Genomic DNA, 22020 nt, shown 5'->3' with positions numbered 1-22020 from the left:
GACACAAATAAATAAAAAAACCGATCTCAAGAGATCGGTTTTTTTGTATCTGGAACTTACGTTTTTAGTAATCCATTCCACCCATTCCAGGAGCTCCCGGATGAGCATGACCTGCTTCTTCTTTCTTAGGTTTGTCGGCAACTACACATTCAGTAGTCAACAACATACCGGCAATTGATGAAGCGTTTTCGAGAGCAATACGAGCTACTTTCGTAGGATCGATTACACCTGCTTTCAACATGTTTTCATAAGTTTCTGTACGAGCGTTGAAACCGTAGTCAGCTTTTCCTTCTTTAACTTTCTGAACTACAATAGAACCTTCGATACCTGCGTTGGCAACAATTTGACGCAAAGGCTCTTCCAATGCTCTTCTTACGATTGCAATACCGGTAGCTTCATCTTCATTAGCTCCTTTTAATTTATCCAAACCTTCAATTGCACGAATGAAAGCAACACCACCACCAGGAACAATTCCTTCTTCAACCGCAGCACGAGTAGCATGCAAAGCATCGTCTACGCGATCTTTCTTCTCTTTCATTTCAACTTCAGTAGCAGCGCCTACATAAAGTACGGCTACACCACCACTCAATTTAGCTAAACGCTCTTGTAATTTTTCTCTGTCGTAGTCAGAAGTAGTTACTTCAATTTGAGCTTTGATCTGATTTACACGAGCATTGATATCGTCCTTTTTGCCTTTTCCACCAACTACTGTAGTATTGTCTTTGTCAATAGTTACAGAAGCAGCAGTACCTAAATAACTTAGGTCAGCATTCTCCAATTTGAAACCTTGTTCTTCGCTGATCACTACACCTTTTGTGAGGATCGCAATATCTTGCAACATTTCTTTTCTACGGTCACCGAAACCAGGAGCTTTAACGGCAGCTACTTTCAATGTACCTCTTAATTTATTTACAACCAATGTTGCCAATGCTTCACCTTCTAAATCTTCAGCAATGATCAACAAAGGACGACCACCTTGTGCAACTTTCTCCAAAATGTGAAGAATGTCTTTCATTGCACTGATCTTTTTATCATAGATCAGGATATAAGGATTTTGCAATTCTGCTTCCATTTTTTCGCTGTTTGTAACGAAATATGGAGAGATATATCCGCGGTCGAACTGCATACCTTCCACAACATCAACTGTAGTGTCAGTACCTTTCGCTTCTTCTACTGTAATTACACCCTCTTTACCAACTTTACCGAAAGCTTCAGCAATTAACTTACCGATTGTTTCGTCATTGTTAGCAGAAATAGAAGCTACTTGTTGGATCTTTTTGGTATCAGTACCTACCGTTTGGCTTTGAGCTGCTAAGTTTTCGATTACTTTAGCAACAGCTTTGTCCATACCACGCTTCAGATCCATTGGGTTACTACCTGCAGCTACCATTTTCAAGCCTTCTGCGATGATAGATTGAGCTAAAACAGTTGCAGTTGTTGTACCATCACCTGCAATATCAGCAGTTTTGCTTGCTACTTCTTTCACCATTTGAGCACCCATGTTCTCAATTGGATCTTCTAATTCAATTTCTTTAGCTACTGAAACACCGTCTTTTGTTACAGCAGGTGCTCCAAATTTCTTTTCAATTACTACGTTACGACCTTTAGGTCCGAGTGTTACTTTCACTGCGTTAGCGAGAATGTCTACACCACGCTTCATTCTGTTACGGGCTTCAATGTCGAAAAACAATTGCTTTGCCATATGTTGTGTTATTTGAAATTAATGAATAATGATTGACTCGATTAAACGATTGCGAGGATATCGCTTTCACGCATGATCAATAGATCATCGCCTTCAATTTGGATTTCTGTTCCTGCATATTTACCATAAAGAACGGTATCGCCAACTTTAACGGTAACAGGCTCATCTTTCTTACCAGGGCCAGCGGCTACAACAATACCACGTTGTGGTTTTTCTTTAGCCGTATCGGGGATGATAATTCCACCGGCAGTTTTTTCTTCAGCTTTCGCAGGTTTCACAATTACCCGGTCGTGCAAAGGGGTAACACTTAACTTTTTAGCCATAACTTATCGTTTTGAGTTTTTGAATGATTTAGTTCGCTCTTTAGAGCGGGCAGCAAAGGTAATCGAATTTCATACCAGTGGCGTGTCCGCTCAAAAAAAAGGAAGCAATGTCAGTTTTTTGTTAAAACTTGTCAGTACTGGCTGATTATCAGGCCCTAAACGCTGCCGTGAAATGTCAATTTTTCAGTCTTAGAACTGCTACCTGATTTCTACCAGACTTCCAATCTTGTGATTTTTAGTTGTATCGCACACCGGTTTTCGAGGAGTTTTCAGCAGTTTTGCCTAATTTTGCGCCTCAATAAAGTTCATTGATTCATGATCAGCAGAAGAAATATTCGAGTGAAAGTGATGCAAGCGCTCTACGCTTCAGAAACTATGGAGGATAATCAACCCATTAATTCGATTCAACCCAGAAAACTACTACAAAAACATTTCGATCTTTCTAAACAATTATTGGTTCATATTATCAATAGCATTTGTGAAGTTGCAAGATATGTAGAAGAAGATGCCCGAAACCGCGCTTCCAAGCACTTGCCTAGTGCCGAAGACCTATCTGTTAACACAAAATTGGCCGGAAACGAATTGTTGTGGATCATTAACGAATTACCCAGTTGGCAAGCTGTTGTTAAAGAAGAAAAGCCGGCACATTGGGTAAACCACGATCTTATCAAAAAAATATACCTTCAATTAGTTACAACCGAAATCTATCAAACTTATATCGCTACTCCATCGAGAGACAAGAAATCGGAGAAAGCCATCCTTGATTACATATTCAGTGAACTTTTGTTGCCAAATGAGGATTTCATCAACCATGTAGAGGAGTTATTCACCAACTGGCAGGACGATGGAGAAATGATTGTGTTGTTAGTTAATAATTTTCTTTCAAAACCCCATACCTATAATTTTTCTGATTTGCTTTCGGAAGAGAAGTCAAAATTCGCTTTCAATCTATTGAAGGCAGTAATTGAAAAGAATGAAGTATGCATGGAATACATCAAACCCAAACTGAAGAATTGGGATGCGGAGCGGATCGCAGTTTTAGACATGATTTTGATGAAAATGGGGGTATGTGAATTTCTGTTTTTTGAAACCATCCCTCCAAAAGTAACCATCAACGAATACATTGATCTTGCAAAAGAATACAGCACACCTCAAAGTGGGCAGTTTATAAATGGAATTTTAGATAATATTCATAAAGACTTGGTAAGAGACAACAATCTTCATAAAATCAGTTTTAAACCCAATAAATAATCATATGAAAGCGAGAACCTTTATACTGGCTTCAGTCATTTCTTTGGTTGGTGTTTCTTGTTTGAATACTACTGACAAGGAAAAAAAAGGATATGAACCCGTAGTTATGCCCGACAATACTGTAAAAAGGGATACTGCAAACTTCACCAAAATTGAATGGATCGATTCGAGTCGTTCAATGGGTGAAATCGAAAACGGTCAAGTTTTGAAAATTAATTATAAGTTTAAAAATAGTGGTAATAAGCCTTTGATTATTGAAAAGGTGCAGCCCGGTTGCGGATGCACTGTTGCCGACTATCCAAAGGAACCCATCGCCCCAGGTGCAAGTGGCGAAATAACTGCCGAGTTTGACAGTAAAGGCAAAGAAGGCATACAAAAAAAGAATATTACTGTTTATGCCAATACCATGGTAAACATTTATACCTTGTGGTTTGATGTAAAAGTAAAGAAAGCAGCGAATTAGTTTTTTAATATAATAACTCTCAAAAATGACAACACTTGTGTATTTATTGCAAGCTCCTGCCGGTGGCGGTACGCTTCAGTTGGTTTTATTAGGCGGTATGATCGTAGTATTCTATTTCTTCATGATCCGTCCTCAAGCTAAAAAGGCAAAAGAAGCAAAGCAGTTCCAAACGGATCTACAAAAAGGTGACAAAATTGTAACAATCGCCGGTATCCACGGAACAATCAACAAAGTAAACGAAGACGGTACAACCATTATGTTGGAAACAAGCCCGGGCAGTTATATCAAAGTTGAAAAAAGCGCGATCTCTATTGAATGGTCGAAAGCTTTGAACCAAGCCCCTGCAGCAAAATAATCATCGTCCCCCGAAATCCTTTCGGGGGATTTTTTTGTCCTATTTTTGATTATGCTTAGAGTTGGACTAACAGGAGGAATTGGGTCGGGGAAATCCACCATTGCCGGGATATTCATGGTTATGGGCATTCCTATTTATGATGCAGATTCTCGGGCGAAAAAGATCATGAATGAAAACGAAGCCTTGAAACAATCGCTGATTGAAGAATTTGGGCCTGAAGTTTATACTCCTGCAGGGTTAAACAGGTCTTTTCTGGCCCAAATCGTTTTTTCCAATCCCGAACGCCTGCAAGTCCTCAACCATTTGGTTCATCCACATACCATACAGGATGCTGAAACATGGATGCATCAACAAGAAAGCCCTTACGCTATTAAAGAGGCTGCTCTTATTTTTGAAAGTGGGGCACAATCACATCTCGATATCGTAATTGGAGTTACGGCACCTTTGGCATTAAGGATTAAACGTACCATGCACCGTGATAAAACTACCAGGGAGGCGGTAATGGAACGTATGAGCCGGCAAATCAACGACGTCATCAAAATGCGTTTGTGTGATTATGTTATCGTAAACGATGACCGGAGTCCGGTTATACCTCAGGTTCTCCGAATACATGCTGAATTGATTAAAAGAGCACAAGCTGTATGATTTATGCACCTACCCTTGTAGACGCTTTGTTGGCGCTAGTTTTTGGGCTAGTTATTCCAATTTTAATGGGTATTAAAGGGAATCAAACTTCCCAACAAGAACTTCCCGAATTCAGCTCACATCAAAAAAGGCAATTTTATATAGCTAATAGTATTTTTCTATTCGCGATGGCTTTCTTAGTTGTAATGGTTTGGTTGTATTACCAAAGAAGTTTTGACATTCTTGGTTTTAAACAACCCGATGAAACAACCGCTACCATTAGCTATACCTTGCTAATCGTATTTGCTTCATTGTATTTTGGAGATCTGTATTATTCGCTGAAATGGGATGCAGATTCAGAAGATTTGATAAAAAAAGCTCCCTTTATGCCCACCCGATGGAGCGAACTCCCCTCCTATTTGGTGCTGTGCATAAGTGCAGGTGTATTTGAGGAAGTGGTGTTCAGAGGCTTTTTAATTCCTTATGTTCATTCAATGCTTCAACACACATTCCTTGCCAGTACTTGGGCTGTAGTAATTCCAACAGTTGTATTTAGTTTGGCACATATGTACCAAGGAAAAGAAGCGGTTCTAAAAATTGGAGTATTTTCATTGCTCTTCGGACTACTTTTCTTTCATTCCGGATCACTGCTATATGTGATAATTGTTCATACCTTGATCGACTTGATTGGTGGTCTTGCAACCATTACCAGTAAAAAAGCCTAATTGGTTTTAAGCAATTCTATAACTTTAGTAAAACTTGCCAATCATGAATCGTCGGGATTTTTTTGCTCATTCCGCAGCACTAGGTGTGGCACCTTTCACGTTACATCAAAATCAAACTCCCAGAAAAATGAAAATAGCGATTGTTGGAACAGGTGTAAGAGCCCTTGGAATGTGGGGACGCCCTGTGTTAGCTGAATTCGGCGATAAAGTAGAATTTGTTGGCCTTTATGACATCAATGAAGGAAGGGCTCACAGTTTTCAAAAAATGCTGAACCTCAATTGCCCTGTTTTTAAAGGATTTGATCAAATGATGCAGCAGTCAAAACCCGATTGGTTAATGGTGATGACGGTAGACGGTACGCATCACGAATTCATCATTAAAGGAATGGAGTATGGCGCCAATATTATTACTGAAAAGCCCATGACAATTGATGAAGAAAAATGTGAGGCTATTTTACAAGCTGAAAAAAGAACCGGCAAAAAAATCATCGTAACATTTAATTATCGCTATTCTCCCCATCGGCAAAAGATTTGGGAATTATTACAAGCTGGCTCTATCGGCAAAATAACATCTGTTGATTTCCATTGGTATTTGGATGTTTATCATGGGGCCGATTATTTCAGACGCTGGCATCGGTTGAGGAAAAATAGTGGCTCACTCTTGGTTCACAAAGCAACTCACCACTTTGATTTATTGAACTGGTGGATTGACTCTGACCCTGAGGAAGTAAGCGCCTTAGGAGGACAAGAGTTTTATGGTAAGAATGGCCCGTATAGAAATAGCCATTGTAGAACATGTACCCACAAAACAGAATGCCCTTTTTATTTCGATGTTTTGAAAAATAACGACTATACAGAACTGTACGTGAAAAATGAAGCTTATGATGGATATACAAGAGATGGATGTGTATTTAAAGAGGATATAGACATTTTCGATAAAATGGCAGTTCAAATTAAGTATGCAAATAAGGTACAGGTCAGTTATTCTCTTACCACCTATTCGCCTTACGAAGGGTATAGAATTTCGTTTAATGGCACGAAAGGTAAATTAGATGCTTGGATCAAAGAACGCCAACCCTGGGAAGAAACAGAAGGCGATGTGATTGAAATTACTACCAATTTCGGCAAGAGAGAGCGCATCGAAATTTCGAATAATGAAGAAGGACACGGTGGAGGCGACGAACGTTTGAGAAGACAAGTATTTAGCCCCGGGCCCGATCCTTTCAAACAAGCCGCCGGCTCAAGGGATGGTGCCTTGTCTTGCTTAATTGGTATTGCTGCTCGAAAAAGTATTGACACAGGTAACCCGGTCGCAATTGGTTCTTTAACCAGTATCAAGCCGGAACTAAAAAAACGATGAAATAAAAAAGCCTTCCTTTTACAATTGGAAGGCTTTTTTATAGAGAAAGATCTCTTATTTCAATTTAGCCAATGCCGCTTTAATTCGCTCATACGCAGCTTCAATTTTGGGAAGGCTGTTTGCAAAACTCAAACGAATGCATTCTGGCGATCCAAATGCACGACCGGTTACGGTAGAAACGTGCGCCACATTTAACAAATACATACATAAATCATCGGCATCATTAATAGCATTGGTTCCATCCGATTTACCGAAATAGGAACTAATATCCGGGAACACGTAGAATGCTCCGGTAGGTTCGGCACACTTCCAACCCGGAATTCCTGCGATCAATTCCATTACGCGTTTGCGTCTTCTTGCAAACTCTTCTGTCATTTCAAACGTAGGTTTCAGATCCGCGGTCAAAGCCACTACAGCAGCCTTCTGTGTAATTGAATTGGTACCGCTGGTGAACTGTCCTTGTAATTTTTCCATTGCCTTTGCAATAGTTGTATTAGAGGCGGTGTATCCTAAACGATAACCGGTCATTGCAAATCCTTTACTCAAGCCATTTACAATGATTACGCGGTCTTTAATATCACTAAATTGAGCGATGCTTTCATGAGCACCAACGAAATTGATGTATTCATAAATTTCATCGGAAATGATTAGAATGGAGGGGTTCGCTACGAACACTTCTTTTAAAGCTTCGAGCTCGGCCTTTGTATAAACAGCACCGGAAGGATTACACGGAGAAGAGAATAAGAACAATTTAGAGCGATCAGTAATGGCAGCTTTCAATTGCTCCGGAGTTATTTTGAAACCAGATTCCATTGAAGTTGAAACAATCACCGGTACACCACCCGCAATCTTTACCAATTCAGAGTATGTTACCCAAAATGGCGCAGGGATGATAACTTCATCACCTTGATCTACAACTGCCAGAATGATGTTTGCTAGGCTTTGCTTAGCACCTGTAGATACAACGATGTTCTCAGGTTTATAGTCTAGATTGTTATCACGCTTTAATTTTGTACAAACAGCTTCTCTCAAATCCAAGAAACCAGCAACAGGAGTATAATGGCTCCAGTTATCATCGATAGCTTTCTTTGCTGCTTCTTTGATGTGGGTTGGGGTATCGAAATCAGGTTCTCCTAAACTTAGGTCGATTACATCGATACCTTGAGCTCTCAATTCACGACCTAGTTTGGCCATTTTAAGTGTTTCCGGCTCACTGAATCTTCCTAATAGTGAAGAAATAGCTGCCGAATCTGTTGATGCTTGCATTGTTTGTTTGTTTTTAGACGGCTGCAAAATTACAATATATATGCACTAACAACTGTTACTTTTGATAGCTAAATTTGAAAGCCGATAAATCGGGTGTAAAACTTCTCTTTCTACTTAGTTCATATTCGTAAATCACCCGGCCCAAATTTTTGAAAAACGGGAACCCGACTGCATCGTAGTCATACTTGCTGTCATTGAGTATTCCATCACTATTGCAATAGATTACAGCAGAAACCATGAACTCTATGTTATTATCGAAATCGACTACATAAGCCACGTCTAGCAGAAATCCATATGCATCGCCTACTTTGTTAAACACGCGGAAGGACTTTGGTAAGGTTCCTTTCTCGGATCCCCAATACAAAAACTTGCAATAAGCATCCCAATAACTAGTGCTGTCATATCCGGCTATGCCGCTTTCTGCAGGGTACATCGACATATAATTTCTCAAAAACTGATAATCTTCCCTATCCAAGTTGAACCTTCTCTGACTCGCAACTGCTTCAGGGAACATAATGGCTCTCAGTACATTATGGAGGTCATCTAAACTAATTCGGTTCTTTTTGGAAAAATCCATGGGCCCATCTATTAACTGGTCGTTTTTGTAATAAGCTTTACCCAATCGGTCAGATCTATCGGGGTATGGCTGCTGATTAAAAAACATCGGTTTTGAATAGATTGATTGACCTGTTACGAGATCAAAGAAATGAACGGGATTGGAATGTCGATTTTCATCTTCGCTCAAAGAGCGCTCTAAACGGTGGATGATTTGGGCCGATTGATAGCCTTTTTTGTGCAGTTCTGAATTGATGTATTCAGAACCCAAAAACTCATATAGCCTGTTAAAAGCGTCGTTATCACTTGTTAACAGAATTTTTTTGATATAGTGATCGATACTCGGTTTACCATCGGGAGCGCTAGGGTCGTTGTATACTGGAAGCATACCGGAATAGCCGGCTTCGGTAATCATGGTAGAGAATCGATCCAATCCGGGCTTGTTCAATTCTCTGAGTTTCTGGAGCGCTAGAACTGAGGTAGGAAATTTTACTGTAGAGGCCGGATAAAAGTATTCTGCATTATTCAGTCGAAAGCTATAATCCACAAAACTCGGCACATTCTGTTGATTTCTATTGATTTGCGTGTAAATTATTTGAACCCGATAGGCATCTGGCTGGTCAAGAATAGATTTGAATTCATTTGTATGGGCATGCAACAAACTATCTAAAACGTTGACTTTGGTAGAAGTAGCCGACTCCATTTTCGAGGATGAGTTCACGTTAGTTGATTTTTGTTTGGACTTACAGGAAATGATACTGAAGCAAGAGGCGAAAAGAAGTCCGGGAATCCAAAGAGAAATGCGCATCTTGATTTTTTTAGATATGAATGTACTACTATTCGGTTCACCTTTCCCGACTGCGAAAAAAATGAGGAAAAGTTCCTGAAAATAGGGGCCAAAATTAAGGCCGCGCTAGTTTGTAAGTAATTAAAATTCATGTAGGTTTGCCAAGTTTAAATTAAAATACGCTATGACATTTAACCGTTTGAACAACATTGTGGGATGGATCGTGGGTCTGATTGCTTGTACAGTATACGTACTCACTATGGAACCCACCGGAAGTTTTTGGGATTGTGGTGAATTCGTTTCCAGTGCCTATAAATTACAAATTCCTCACCCACCGGGTGCTCCCCTCTTTACATTGATCGGCCGGTTTTTTATCGTGTTGTTTGGCGATAATCCGATGACTGCTGCCAAGGGTGTAAACTTCATGAGTGCCATCGCTAGTGGTATGACGATCCTTTTCTTATTTTGGACGATCACTCACTTCGCTCGTAAAATTGTTCAAAAGCCAGGAACTGAATTAAGCGGCACCCAAATCTTTTCTATTCTAGGTTCCGGTGTAATCGGAGCTTTAGCCTATACGTTCTCTGATAGCTTTTGGTACAGCGCTGTTGAAGGTGAGGTGTACGCATTGTCTTCTTTCTTTACAGCTCTTGTATTTTGGGCCATCTTGAAATGGGAACATGAAGTAGATACTGAAAGCAAAACCGATGGGCATCGCTTCTCAAGAGCCGATCGTTGGATCGTGTTCATCTTCTTCATGATGGGATTATCAATTGGTGTTCACTTGTTAAACTTATTGACTATTCCGGCCATTGTAATGGTGTATTATTTCAAACGTTATACACCAACTACGAAAGGAATGATCTGGGCTTTCTTCATCGGCTGTATTTTAACTGGCTTGGTGCAAGTAGCCATTATTCAGTGGAGCATTAAAGGTGCAGGCGCGTTCGATATTTTCTTTGTGAATAAACTCCACACACCATTTTTCTTTGGATTCGGAACTTATTTCTTCTTGTTATTTGGAATGTTGATCGTAGGATTGAGATTCAACGATGCTTCCATTAAGAAATTTTCTAGTTTCCCGGTTTGGTTAGGCGCAATTTTACTATTGTTCTGTTTTCCCTTTATCAAATCAGCTGGAAGTGGACTTGGCCTACTAATCATTATAGGTGGTGTTATTGCGCTTACCTATTTCTATAAGAATTCTGTTGCTTCTTTTATTAAAATCGGTATTCTTTCAACCCTCTTCTTAGTCATGGGTTATTCAACCTATTTCACAACATTGATTCGTTCTTCGGCAAATCCCTCAGTGGATATGTACAATGTAGACAATCCTGTGAGTTTGGTAGGTTACTTAAGTCGTGATCAATATGGAGATTGGCCCATCCTATATGGTCCTGATTTCACGTACCGTGCCCCCTCCGTTTCTGTGGGTACACAGTACATCAAAGGAAAAGATGAATACATCGCGAGCGGTGAAATGAAAAAACAAGATTTCAGCGCAAAACCGTCTGACAATGATGTTGAAGAAATCATGAGTCAACACCCCGATTGGGATGCTGCAAAAATTGGTCCTCGCTTATTCCCTCGTATGTACGATAACGGGAATGAAAGAAACCAAGAGTATGTTTATCGCAATTTTGGTGGACTGAGCGCCGGCGAACAGCCCGGTTTCGCTAACAACATTCGTTACTTCATGGATTATCAGTTTAGATGGATGTATTTCCGATACTTCATGTGGAACTTTGCGGGTAAACAAAACGATTTGCAAGGGTTCGGAAATAATCGCGATGGTAACTGGGCTAGTGGTATCAACTTTATCGATGGTCTATTCGGAACTGCCACTCCGGATGTATTACCGGAAACTGCCGGTAAGCTCAATAAGGCCAACAATAAGCTTTTCTTCTTGCCGCTTATCTTTGGTATCATCGGGTTCATCCATCAATTCAAGAGAACCAATCGAGACTTTATCGTTTCGTTCATGCTTTTCTTCTTCACAGGTTTTGCCATTGTGATCTATTTGAATCAATCAGGTTACCAACCTCGTGAACGCGATTACGCTTACGTAGGATCTTTCTATGCATTTGCAATTTGGATTGGCTTGGGTGCCCTTTGGTTGAAAGACAAACTCGCCTCCTTACTTAAGAGCCAAACTACCGGTAACTATGCTGCATTTGCAGTTTCATTGTTGGCAGTTCCGGTTCTGATGGCAAGCCAAGAATGGGACGACCACGACCGTAGTCAAAAAACCCTTGCATATGACTTGGGTAAAGACTATCTGGAAAGTTGTGCAAAAGACGCTATTGTAATTTCATTTGGCGACAACGATACCTACCCGCTTTGGTACACTCAGGAAGTTGCTGGAAACCGTTTGGATCTCCGTGTGATGAACTATAGTTTGCTAGCAACTGATTGGTACATGAATCAATTGCGCTATCGAGTAAATGAAAGTGCACCTGCTGATGTTATTTTCACAGAAAACCAAATTGAAGGAACAAAAAGAGACGCCGTTTTTTCAGCTAACTATTTGAGTCGCTATAAAATTCCAAATAATCCGATCTCTTATTTCGATCAGAACAAGTATTACGATTTGTATACGATATTGAAAACCGTAACAGGTAGTGATGATCCAAAATACATGGTGCCTATCGGAGATGGCGAATCATTGAATACCTTCCCTGTATCAAAGGTATCAGTACCTGTGAATGTAGAAGAAGTTAGAAAGTCGATGAGTTTCAATCCGGAAGACAGCATTGTGTCAGAGTTGAAATTAGATATCAAGAAGAGCTTCATTCAAAAGAATGACCTAGCCATTCTAGCTTTGATTGCTGCTAACAATTGGAAACGTCCTATTTACTTTACTTCAACCCAAGAATTGGAAGAATTAGGATTGGACAAATACACACGTCTTGAAGGAATGAGTTATCGCTTGGTTCCTGTTGAAAATACCAATGTAGAACGTAACGTGGCCTATAAAAACATTATGGAGAAATTTGCGTACGGAAATGCTGATAAGAACGGTGTTTATTACGACGAAGAGAACCGTCGCCACTTAAGCAGTATTCGCTCTACACATGCATTTGTAGCCCTTAGTTTGGCAAACAATGGCATGAAAGATTCGGCTCGTAAAATCCTTAACAAATACGACCAAATGGTGAATGAGAAGAACATCCCTTATGGCATGACTTCCAATCGTGGCAACATGCACAATAGAATTACCATGACCTTCCTTTTGGCCGCTTACCAAAGCGGAGATACCAAATTGGCGGAAAAGGTAAATGCATCTGTGAAGAGAGATCTGGAACAACAAATGGTATTCTACAAATCGTTGGGTGATCCGGGTATGGATACCAATGAATTGGGCCTTCAAGCTTACCAGTACCTGAATCAAAAAGCAAATGGCTTAAATGATAAACAGGAAAATTATGTTCAGGACATTGCTTCTTGTTTTGATATGTTAAGACAAATTGCCGACTGGGAAAAGCAATTCAAAGGCAGTAAAAGTACGGTTGAAAAAGCCCCTTCCGAGCTAAAAATTCCCGATACTCCCAAAAACTAAAATCTTCCTTAAATAGTAAATCCCGGAAATGAACTTTCCGGGATTTTTTTTATTATTTAGAATAGACGAAATTACAGGACATGAGAGGATTTTTGTTTACCGGTTATGACCCCAATAGCTCCGAAAAGTCAAAATTCGAGCAGTTATTGGATTTGTTCATGGAGTTACTCTCCTATACCAACGGAGATGCATCTGAAGCTTTGCAGTGGATGAACCAACTCGACAAACAATATGAGCTTACGAATAGCGAGTATGGAATGGGGGATTTTATTGAAGATTTAAAGCAAAATGGCTACCTAAAAGAAGACGACCACAACGGTAGCTTTAAAATAACTCCAAAAACAGAACAAGGCATTCGAAAGAAATCGCTAGAAGAGATTTTTGGCAAACTTCGCAAAACGAAATCGGGTGATCATAGAACTTTTAAGCCCGGACAAGGTGATGAAATTAACCCTGAAACCAGGCCATTCCGTTTTGGTGACATGTTGGAGCAGATTGACTTTACCAGTTCCATTATGAATGCTCAAATTAACCACGGAATCGACTCTTTTAGAATGAATGAGGAAGATCTGGCGATCCGCGAAACGGATTTTAAAACGCAAACCTCTACGGTTTTGATGATCGACATTTCACACTCAATGATCCTATACGGAGAAGACCGTATAACGCCGGCAAAGAAAGTAGCAATGGCATTGAGCGAAATGATCACTACAAAATATCCAAAAGATACTTTAGACATAGTAGTGTTTGGAAATGATGCCTGGCCCGTTGCAATCAAGGATCTCCCCTATTTAGAAGTAGGCCCTTTTCACACCAATACCGTGGCGGGACTTGAATTGGCCATGGATCTGCTCAGAAGAAGAAGGAATCCCAACAAACAAATTTTCATGATTACCGATGGAAAGCCTACTTGCTTAAAAGAAGGAAAACGCTATTATAAAAACGCATTTGGCTTGGATCGAAAAATCACCAATCGTTGTTTGAATTTAGCGGCCCAGTGTAAAAAATTGAAAATACCTATTACTACCTTCATGATTGCTACGGATCCCTATTTGCAAAGATTTGTTCAGGAGTTTACTGAAACTAACAATGGAAAGGCGTTTTTTGCAAGCCTCGACAAACTGGGCTCTTTCATTTTCAAAGACTTCGAAAGCGGAAAGAAAAAAACATTATACTAAACAGTACCTATAAAATTAAAGAATGTCGAAACCAAGTATTAGCACCTTAGGTGCTTTGAAAGCGAGTGGATACCAACCTGTTTCTATTAAAGAAGAGATCCGCAGAAACCTAATAAAAAAACTACAAGCCGGAGAAACCACTTTTCCAGGTATTGTTGGTTATGAAGATACTGTAATTCCGGATGTTGAAAGAGCTATTCTATCAAGGCATAATATGTTGTTCTTAGGGCTCAGGGGTCAAGCAAAAACCAGGATGGCTCGAATGATGACGCACCTTTTAGACGAATACATTCCGGTGGTAGCAGGGTCTGAAATAAACGACGATCCTTTTGAACCAATTTCTAAATATGCAAGAGAAGTGATCCTCCATAAAGGAGAAGACACCCCCATTGAGTGGTTGCACCGTTCGCAGCGTTATGGCGAAAAATTGGCAACTCCTGACGTAAGCGTGGCCGATTTAATTGGCGACATTGATCCAATTAAAGCCGCAAACTTGAAACTTAGCTTTTCTGATGAAGGAGTTTTGCATTACGGAATCATTCCAAGAAGCAATCGATGCATTTTTGTAATAAACGAAATCCCTGATTTGCAAGCAAGAATTCAAGTCTCGCTCTTTAATATTTTAGAAGAAGGAGATATTCAAATCCGTGGATTTAAGTTAAGAATGCCGCTCGATATCTTATTTGTATTTACTGCAAATCCGGAAGATTATACCAATAGAGGGTCCATCGTTACTCCTTTGAAAGACCGAATTCAAAGTCAGATTTTAACCCATTACCCAAAATCAATCGAAACTGCTTTAACAATAACCGAACAGGAAGCGGCCATTCATGAAACGCAGGCTAAAAAGGTTTCAGTAAGTGATTTGATCAAACGCCTTATTGAACAGATCGCATTCGAAGCAAGAAACAATGAATATGTAGATAAAAAAAGCGGTGTTTCAGCGCGATTGAGTATTTCAGCTTATGAGAATGCATGGAGTTCCGCCGAGCGTCGTGGTATTATCAATAAAGAAGAAAAAACGCAGATATGGATCAGTGATCTGCAAGGAATTATTCCAGCGATCACCGGTAAAATAGAGTTGGTTTACGAAGGTGAGCAAGAAGGTCCATTTCAAGTGGCGATGAATTTGTTAGACAAAGCCATTCGCACTCAGTTTACCACTTATTTCCCGAGCCCTGATGGGTATAAGAAACGTCGTCAAAATAGTCAACAACCTGCGCCGGAGAACCCTTACAAAGCCATCCAAGCATGGTTTGACAGAGGCAACTTGTTGGAATTAAGTGTTGACTTTACTGATGCATTCAAACTGCAAGAGCTTTATAAAGTTGACGGATTGCACGCTTTGGTAAAAAAATACTATAAACATGCCAATGATTTTGAAGCGGCTTTATTAATGGAATTTGTATTACACGGATTGGCTTCTTATTCAGTTATTAGCAAGAAGGCCATTGATGGTAAAATAGAGTTCAAAGATTTAATGGGAAGCATGATCAATTTAGGTCCATCGATCGAAGATGACGAAGAATAAAGTAAAAGGAGCCTTAAAGGCTCCTTTTTAAATAATATTCACTTCACGTTCTAGATGAACTCCAAATTTATCTTGAACAGATTGAATGATCTCATTACTCAATGCTAAAATTTCGGCACCGCGGGCCTTTCCGAAATTAACAAGAACCAGCGCTTGCTTCTCATGACAGCCGGCATCGCCTCTCCTAACGCCTTTCCATCCGCATTGCTCAATAAGCCATCCGGCGGCTAACTTAACTGATCCGTCTATATTTGAATAGCTTACCAAACCAGGATAAGCTACCTTCAACTTGTTGGCGAACTCAGTAGATACAGACGGGTTTTTGAAAAAGCTTCCCGCATTGCCAATTTGGTTAGGATCGGGAAGTTTACTTTGACGTATTCGAATTACGGCGTCAGAAACATCTTTAATTTTGGGTTCTACCACACCCATCTTATCTAACTCTTGCTGTATCGCTCCATAACCAATGTTAATGTCAGGTTTTTTAGAAAGCTTGAATTGAACATTCATAATAATGTATTGCCCCCTCAAGGCACCCTTGAAAACACTCTCTCTATATCCGAATTTACAATCGTCTTTAGAAAAATGATGTACTTCTTTAGAAGCAATATGATAGGCTTCAAGAGCATGAAAAGTTTGAACTAACTCTACCCCATAAGCGCCAATATTCTGAATTGGTGCTGCTCCTACCGACCCGGGAATAAGAGACAAATTTTCCAACCCTCCCCATCCATTTTCAATCGAATGTAATACCCACTCATGCCAAACAACCCCTGCGCCTACCCTAACTAACACATAATCAGCATTTTCTAGTATCACTTCAATACCCTTCAACTCATTTTTGATTACCCAACCATCAAAATCTTTTGTAAACAACATATTACTTCCCCCACCTAAAACAAGTAAAGGAACCCTAGTATGAAGAATGCTCAAATCTGAAACAGAACTGAGTATGGAAAAATACCGGGCGGAAGTCTCAATCTTAAAAGTATTGTAAGGAAGCAACGAAACTCCTTCCTGAATCATCATAATTAGGTGTTTTTACTGAACAATAATAGCTCAAAATAATGGCTAAATCGCTAGAAATTAATAAAATAATCACTAATTTAACTCATTCACATTGATCAATTTTTATGAACTTGAAAATTAACCTAACTATCCTTTTGGGGCTTTGTACTTTGTCGCTTTTCGCGCAAGAACCCAAAAAAGAACATCCTGCTTCTTTAGACCTTATTCAAAAAGGTATCGAACTTCACAATGACGGAAAGTATAAGGAAGCAATTGCCTTGTATAAGCAAGTGTCAAAGAGTGACACCAACTATGTTTGGGCTATTTATGAATTGGGGCTCAGTTATAACGCTGATTCGAATTTTACAGAAGCCAAAAAAATGTATGAACTAGGACTCTCACTCGAAACCGAAAGAGAAAGAGAACCTGATTTCTACAATAACTACGGAAGTTTGATTGACGATCTGGGCGATTCACAAAGAGCACTTAGAATTTATGATTCAGCAATTGCGAAATATCCTGCCTATTCACAATTAAGACTGAACAAAGCGACCACCCTGATCAAACTTGATCGAATTAAAGAAGCCGAATCCATTCTAAAAGAAAACATTTTAATGGATCCTTATAGCACCAGCTCGCATTACCTGCTTGGATATTGTGCGTTAAAGCAAGGGAAAATAGTTCAATCCTTTATCAGCAATATTGCTTATCTCATGATGAATCCCTCCGGCAGGTTTCAACAGAATGCGATCAATGGTTTGAATATGGTGGCAAAAAGCAATGATGAAGTGGCAGAACTAATTGCAAAAAGAACAGAAGGCCCAACTGACAACTTTCAGTTATTGGAGCAGATATTGCTTTCCAAGATAGCCCTAGACAAAAATTACAAACCCTTAATCAAATTAGACGACCCCATATCGCGTCAAATTCAAGTACTCATGGAAAAAGCAGAGTACAATCCAGACGATGACGATTTTTGGATGCACTACTATATCCCTCTTTTTAGACAATTGTTCGATAGTAAGAAATTTGAACCATTCATCTACCATATTTTTTCGAACATTAACATTGAAGTAATTCAATCTTATAACAAGAAAAATAAAAAAGAGTCGGAAGCCATGGTAAACGATATCGTTGCATATCTAACCAGCATAAAAACCACTCGTGCCTTAAAGGTAAAAGACCGAGAGAATCCTTCTTTCTACTATACATTCGAAGAGGGTAAACTAACTGGTAAAGGTTACTATACCGAAAACGGAGAAAAATACAAAGGCGCCTGGGAATTCTATTACAGTCCAGGAAATATTAGAAGCAGAGGCAAATACAACGATAATGGTGAACGTGAAGGTGAGTGGACATATTTCTATTTCACCGGTGCGAAACGAGCGGTAGAAAACTATTCCAATGGAAAAGTTTCAGGGCCGGCGATCGTTTATTTTGAAAATGGCAATGTGTCATCAAAAATGAACTTCAACAATGATGAAAAAGAAGGTACAGAATATACATACTTTCTTTCAGGCGCTCCAAGAACGATCGCTAATTATAAAAATGGAAAGCTAGACGGAACCAAAACCATTTACTACAAGAATAAAATGGTTGAGTACATTGAAAACTACAAAATGGACAGCCTCAATGGTGAATATGTAAGTTACCATCAAAACGGGGAACTAGAATACAAAGCCCAATACGTAAATGGTGATTTACAAGGATATATCAAAGGTTATCATAATAACAAGAAGTTAGCCTTTGAAGGTGCTTATAAAGATGGCAAACAAGATGGAAAATGGAAACGTTACCACAAAAACGGTGCTTTGAAAACAGTGGAGAACTATGTTGCCGGAGAACTTGATGGTGAATATCTTGAATACTACGACGATGGAACTCTTAGTTCAAAACAATTGTATAAAGCCGGCAAAACTGAAGGTCAAAGTATCTTTTATGATATCGATGGAAAGCAATACGCCGTTTATGAATACGAAAAAAATAAATTAAGAAAGGCCACACAATTCGACAAAGCCGGAAAGCAAATTAGCAGTGTAGACTTGAGAGGAAGAAAATATACTTTACCTGTATTTCATCCAGATGGGGCAAAAAAAGTTGAACAAACCTATAACGACAAAGGAGATGCCGATGGTCCGGAAACCTTCTATTTTAAGTCGGGCGCAATAATGGAAAAAAGCACTTATATAAAAGGATACCTGGAAGGCACTACGATAGGCTACCATCCCAATGGCACCGTTAGTGCTGAAATCAATTACCATGAGAGTAAACAAGAAGGTGCGAATAATCGATACTATATTAATGGTAAACTTTCCGAAACCGGATGGAATATTGCAGGCGAACAAGAAGGGGAATGGTTGAAATACGATGAAATGGGCAACCTTGAATCGAACACGCACTTCTACGAAGGCGATTTACATGGTTGGAAAACAGAGTACTGGCCTAACGGCAAAGTAAAGTCCGAAAAACTAAATGAGTACGGCTGGATCCGCAAAGAAATTCAATACGATACTACGGGCAAGGTGCTCATTGTAAACGACTTTAAAACATTAGACGGAAAGTACCAAGCCTTGCATTTCAATGGTAAACTTGCAATTGAAGCAACTTATGATAAAGGAAACTTCAACGGAAACTATAACTTCTACTATTTCGATGGTAGCCCGGAATTGAAGCTTATCTATAAGAATGGCCTACTAGATAGTACATATGTTCGCTATTCCTTCGGCAATAAAAAATCGGTTGATGGAAAGTACAAAATGGGAGACAAAATCGGAACATGGACTTACTATAAGCCTAATGGCAAAATCAATTTCACAGAAAAATATGAGAACGGCGAACTGAATGGAGAACGAATTTACTACCATGACAATGGTAAGATCGAGCAATCGTTAAGCTTTAAGGATGATGAAAAAACGGGATGGACAAAGAAATTTGACAGTACAGGCGTATTGATCTACCAAATAAAATACGAAAACTCAATTCCGGTTTCGTACAGCTACTTGGATAAGAACAATAAACTACTTCCCGAAATTCCAATTCCTTTTGGATCTGCAAAAATCACAACCTACTATCCAAATGGCAAGATTTCAGCCTCGTTTGAGTATAAGGACGGCAAACTGATTGGAGCCAATAAGACCTATTATCCAAATGGGCAGGTTTCTTTCGAAAGCAATGAAGTGTACAGCTTGAGTGAAGGCCTGGTAAAAGAATACCATCCTAACGGTCAACTAAAGTCTCAATACACATCAGTACTTGATAACTACAATGGCCCTTATGCTCTTTTCAACAGCAAAGGGGTTAAAATTGAAGAAGGATTTTATTATAACGATAATCTACATGGCAAGAATACTTTTTACGACGATAATGGAAAAGTGAAAGAAGTAAGAACTTATTATTATGGAGAACTAATATCAGTTACAAAATGATGAAGAAAATTTTTGCACTAGCAACACTCATACTAACATTCAACAAGGGCTATTCACAAAAAGCAGAAGAAATACTGGCCAAATTTCCCGGAGAGGAAATGGCTGTTTTAAACAGTTCCCAGCATTACCATATCTCGTTGAAAAATGGACAGCCTGCGGTTGAAAGCAACGATGTCCAACAATTAATCTACTTAACGGCAAATGCCCCTGCATATTTAAGTAGGTATGGTTTTGCTCAAAGCAGTTTTCACCAAATTACCTCTTTCAATGCCTATACCAAAACGGCAGATGGTAAGAAAATAAAAGTGACTAATTTTAAAACAAGCGACAATCGTTCTAGCAGTGTTTTCTATGACGATGTAAAAGAAACCAACTTTGACTTCCCGGGTCTTGGCCTTGGTGCTGTTGGTACTTTAGAAATGGAAACAGTTCACAAAGACCCCAAACTGCTTTCACCTTTTTATTTTACACGACGAATCCCAGTGGTTTATTCAGAACTGAAAATCTCTTTTCCTAAATCAATTTCGATAAAGTACATCATCAAGGGTTTGGACAAAGAGAAAGTTCAATTCACTGAGGAAACGAGAAGAGGAGAAACCACCTATTCCTTCAAAGTTCAAAATCTGGAAGCTGAAAAAAGCTACGGTGATGCACCCGACAATGCATATTATGCAACACATGTTATTTTCTATATCGAAAGTTACGAGGGAGAATCAGGGGAAAAACTGCCCTACCTAGGAACTACTGATGATTTAAATAGACTGAATTATTCTCATGTTAAGGAGATCAATAAAACAGTCACCCCTGAAATCAAATCCATTGTAGATTCGCTTACCAAAGGTATAAGCAATCAAGAACAAAAAGCGAGAGTTATCTACAGATGGGTACAGGAACACATCAAATATGTAGCTTTTGAAAATGGCATGGAAGGATTCATTCCAAGAGAAGCTGCTCTGGTTTGTAATCGCCGATTTGGCGACTGTAAGGACATGAGTAGCATTCTAACAGTTATGCTAAACTATGCCCAAGTTCCTGCTTACTACACTTGGATAGGCACAAGAGCCATTCCCTATGACTATACAGATGTAGCTCTGCCCATCGTAGACAATCACATGATCTGTACAATTAAACTCAATGATAAGTACATCTTTCTGGATGGAACAGACCCCTCTTGTATATTTGGAATCCCTTCCGAACACATTCAAGGAAAACAAGCCTTTATTGGAATTGATGAAAAAAACTATAAAATTGAGAGAGTTCCTGTTGTTCCAAAAACAATAAATACCGTTGCAGATACTACTCATTTGAGCTTTACAGAACAAGGTCTAAAAGGTAAAGTATCCATGGATTTAACCGGCTACTACTCTATCGACATGCACAGTACTTTGAATTATGTAACTGAAAAAGATCGGGAAGATTTCTTTAAAAAGCTCTTTAATAGAGGTTCAAATAAATTCAAGCTCGAAAAATACGATTACCCCGATTTAAGCTCGAGAGAAAAAGTACATTTCAATGGCGAATTTCTCTTACAAGACTATGCCAAAAAAATAAGCAGTGATATCTTTTTGAATCTGAACTTATTCAAGTTCTATGAACATCAGGAAATTGACTATCCCAAAAGGAAAACACCTATCGAGTTCTCCCATTTATCAACTCGGAAATACGTAACCATTTTAGACATCCCGGATGGATACAAAGTGAGTTACCTACCCAAGAGCAAAACATACAAAAACGATGTTTGGGGGTTTTCGATTCAATATGAGCAGAAAAACAATCAAGTGATCATGACTCAAATATTTGAAAACGATCACATGATGTTGCAACCCGACAAGTTCCAGGCTTGGAATAAAGTACTTGAAGAACTGTTCCCTCTTTATAAAGAAACCATAAACCTTTCAAAAAAGTAAT

Annotated in this window: 16 protein-coding genes; 11 read left to right on the top strand and 5 right to left on the bottom strand. The window is 39.2% G+C overall.

Annotated features, from left to right (window positions below; all coding sequences use genetic code 11):
• Positions 1-64 precede the first annotated feature (64 nt).
• Positions 65-1702 carry a chaperonin GroEL gene (gene groL, locus ACQ2HE_RS06335; RefSeq protein WP_430897302.1) on the bottom strand — a complete coding sequence of 546 codons (1638 nt, stop codon included), beginning with the start codon at positions 1700-1702 and terminating at the stop codon, positions 65-67.
• 41 nt (positions 1703-1743) lie between these two features.
• Positions 1744-2025 (bottom strand): co-chaperone GroES, encoded by a 282-nt coding sequence (locus ACQ2HE_RS06330; RefSeq protein ID WP_430897304.1) that lies wholly within the window; start codon positions 2023-2025, stop codon positions 1744-1746.
• Positions 2026-2340: 315 nt separating this feature from the next.
• On the opposite strand from ACQ2HE_RS06330, the gene nusB reads away from it, so the two are divergent.
• The 6 genes from nusB to ACQ2HE_RS06300 all read left to right on the top strand — a co-directional run bounded on the left by nusB (position 2341) and on the right by ACQ2HE_RS06300 (position 6803).
• The gene (nusB, locus tag ACQ2HE_RS06325) at positions 2341-3276 is read left to right on the top strand and encodes a transcription antitermination factor NusB (protein ID WP_430897306.1); all 936 of its coding nucleotides are present in this window, start codon (positions 2341-2343) and stop codon (positions 3274-3276) included.
• Between the two features lie 4 nt (positions 3277-3280).
• Positions 3281-3739, top strand: a complete 459-nt coding sequence (locus ACQ2HE_RS06320) for a DUF1573 domain-containing protein (protein WP_430897308.1) — start codon at positions 3281-3283, stop codon at positions 3737-3739.
• 25 nt (positions 3740-3764) lie between these two features.
• On the top strand, positions 3765-4094 hold the full coding sequence (yajC, locus tag ACQ2HE_RS06315) for a preprotein translocase subunit YajC (RefSeq protein ID WP_430897310.1): 330 nt from the start codon (positions 3765-3767) through the stop codon (positions 4092-4094).
• A 51-nt stretch (positions 4095-4145) separates the two neighbouring features.
• Entirely contained in the window at positions 4146-4739 is a 594-nt protein-coding gene (coaE, locus tag ACQ2HE_RS06310; RefSeq protein WP_430897312.1) for a dephospho-CoA kinase, read from the top strand.
• Positions 4736-5443, top strand: a complete 708-nt coding sequence (locus tag ACQ2HE_RS06305) for a CPBP family intramembrane glutamic endopeptidase (protein WP_430897314.1) — start codon at positions 4736-4738, stop codon at positions 5441-5443. The genes coaE and ACQ2HE_RS06305 overlap by 4 nt, the downstream gene beginning before the upstream one ends.
• A 127-nt stretch (positions 5444-5570) precedes the next feature.
• Positions 5571-6803 (top strand): Gfo/Idh/MocA family protein, encoded by a 1233-nt coding sequence (locus tag ACQ2HE_RS06300; RefSeq protein WP_430897316.1) that lies wholly within the window; start codon positions 5571-5573, stop codon positions 6801-6803.
• Between the two features lie 54 nt (positions 6804-6857).
• On the opposite strand, the gene ACQ2HE_RS06295 is transcribed toward ACQ2HE_RS06300, so the two are convergent.
• Together ACQ2HE_RS06295 and ACQ2HE_RS06290 are read right to left on the bottom strand one after the other, a co-directional pair.
• Positions 6858-8069, bottom strand: a complete 1212-nt coding sequence (locus ACQ2HE_RS06295; protein ID WP_430897318.1) for a pyridoxal phosphate-dependent aminotransferase — start codon at positions 8067-8069, stop codon at positions 6858-6860.
• 55 nt (positions 8070-8124) lie between these two features.
• The gene (locus tag ACQ2HE_RS06290) at positions 8125-9432 is read right to left on the bottom strand and encodes a serine hydrolase (protein WP_430902427.1); all 1308 of its coding nucleotides are present in this window, start codon (positions 9430-9432) and stop codon (positions 8125-8127) included.
• 163 nt (positions 9433-9595) lie between these two features.
• On the opposite strand from ACQ2HE_RS06290, the gene ACQ2HE_RS06285 reads away from it, so the two are divergent.
• From ACQ2HE_RS06285 to ACQ2HE_RS06275, 3 genes are all read left to right on the top strand, one after another.
• Positions 9596-12970, top strand: a complete 3375-nt coding sequence (locus ACQ2HE_RS06285; protein ID WP_430897322.1) for a glycosyltransferase family 117 protein — start codon at positions 9596-9598, stop codon at positions 12968-12970.
• An 80-nt stretch (positions 12971-13050) separates the two neighbouring features.
• Complete coding sequence (locus ACQ2HE_RS06280; RefSeq protein ID WP_430897324.1) at positions 13051-14148, top strand: vWA domain-containing protein; 1098 nt, start codon at positions 13051-13053, stop codon at positions 14146-14148.
• Positions 14149-14170: 22 nt separating this feature from the next.
• Entirely contained in the window at positions 14171-15679 is a 1509-nt protein-coding gene (locus ACQ2HE_RS06275; protein ID WP_430897326.1) for a magnesium chelatase, read from the top strand.
• 27 nt (positions 15680-15706) lie between these two features.
• Here ACQ2HE_RS06275 and murB read toward each other — a convergent pair whose 3' ends face one another.
• Positions 15707-16708: a UDP-N-acetylmuramate dehydrogenase gene (gene murB / locus ACQ2HE_RS06270; protein ID WP_430897328.1), complete on the bottom strand. Its 1002-nt coding sequence runs from the start codon at positions 16706-16708 to the stop codon at positions 15707-15709.
• Between the two features lie 110 nt (positions 16709-16818).
• Here murB and ACQ2HE_RS06265 point away from each other — a divergent pair, with 110 nt between their 5' ends.
• Complete coding sequence (locus ACQ2HE_RS06265; protein ID WP_430897330.1) at positions 16819-20112, top strand: tetratricopeptide repeat protein; 3294 nt, start codon at positions 16819-16821, stop codon at positions 20110-20112.
• Positions 20109-22019 (top strand): DUF3857 domain-containing protein, encoded by a 1911-nt coding sequence (locus ACQ2HE_RS06260; protein WP_430897332.1) that lies wholly within the window; start codon positions 20109-20111, stop codon positions 22017-22019. The genes ACQ2HE_RS06265 and ACQ2HE_RS06260 overlap by 4 nt, the downstream gene beginning before the upstream one ends.
• Position 22020 lies beyond the last annotated feature (1 nt).

The sequence above is a fragment of the Endoryza foliicola genome, assembly GCF_050589245.1.
Lineage (GTDB): Bacteria > Bacteroidota > Bacteroidia > Chitinophagales > Chitinophagaceae > Endoryza > Endoryza foliicola.
The sequence above is the reverse complement of the archived record's forward strand: the minus strand, read 5'-3'. Positions and strand labels throughout refer to the sequence as shown.

What these genes read in the sequence shown, in the direction of transcription:
- groL (WP_430897302.1), bottom strand. Translation starts at nt 1,702, where the DNA reads ATGGCAAAGCAATTGTTTTTCGACATTGAAGCCCGTAACAGAATGAAG.
- ACQ2HE_RS06260 (WP_430897332.1), top strand. Translation starts at nt 20,109, where the DNA reads ATGATGAAGAAAATTTTTGCACTAGCAACACTCATACTAACATTCAAC.
- ACQ2HE_RS06330 (WP_430897304.1), bottom strand. Translation starts at nt 2,025, where the DNA reads ATGGCTAAAAAGTTAAGTGTTACCCCTTTGCACGACCGGGTAATTGTG.
- ACQ2HE_RS06280 (WP_430897324.1), top strand. Translation starts at nt 13,051, where the DNA reads ATGAGAGGATTTTTGTTTACCGGTTATGACCCCAATAGCTCCGAAAAG.
- yajC (WP_430897310.1), top strand. Translation starts at nt 3,765, where the DNA reads ATGACAACACTTGTGTATTTATTGCAAGCTCCTGCCGGTGGCGGTACG.
- nusB (WP_430897306.1), top strand. Translation starts at nt 2,341, where the DNA reads ATGATCAGCAGAAGAAATATTCGAGTGAAAGTGATGCAAGCGCTCTAC.
- ACQ2HE_RS06285 (WP_430897322.1), top strand. Translation starts at nt 9,596, where the DNA reads ATGACATTTAACCGTTTGAACAACATTGTGGGATGGATCGTGGGTCTG.
- ACQ2HE_RS06275 (WP_430897326.1), top strand. Translation starts at nt 14,171, where the DNA reads ATGTCGAAACCAAGTATTAGCACCTTAGGTGCTTTGAAAGCGAGTGGA.
- coaE (WP_430897312.1), top strand. Translation starts at nt 4,146, where the DNA reads ATGCTTAGAGTTGGACTAACAGGAGGAATTGGGTCGGGGAAATCCACC.
- ACQ2HE_RS06300 (WP_430897316.1), top strand. Translation starts at nt 5,571, where the DNA reads ATGAAAATAGCGATTGTTGGAACAGGTGTAAGAGCCCTTGGAATGTGG.
- ACQ2HE_RS06320 (WP_430897308.1), top strand. Translation starts at nt 3,281, where the DNA reads ATGAAAGCGAGAACCTTTATACTGGCTTCAGTCATTTCTTTGGTTGGT.
- murB (WP_430897328.1), bottom strand. Translation starts at nt 16,708, where the DNA reads ATGATGATTCAGGAAGGAGTTTCGTTGCTTCCTTACAATACTTTTAAG.
- ACQ2HE_RS06295 (WP_430897318.1), bottom strand. Translation starts at nt 8,069, where the DNA reads ATGCAAGCATCAACAGATTCGGCAGCTATTTCTTCACTATTAGGAAGA.
- ACQ2HE_RS06305 (WP_430897314.1), top strand. Translation starts at nt 4,736, where the DNA reads ATGATTTATGCACCTACCCTTGTAGACGCTTTGTTGGCGCTAGTTTTT.
- ACQ2HE_RS06290 (WP_430902427.1), bottom strand. Translation starts at nt 9,432, where the DNA reads ATGCGCATTTCTCTTTGGATTCCCGGACTTCTTTTCGCCTCTTGCTTC.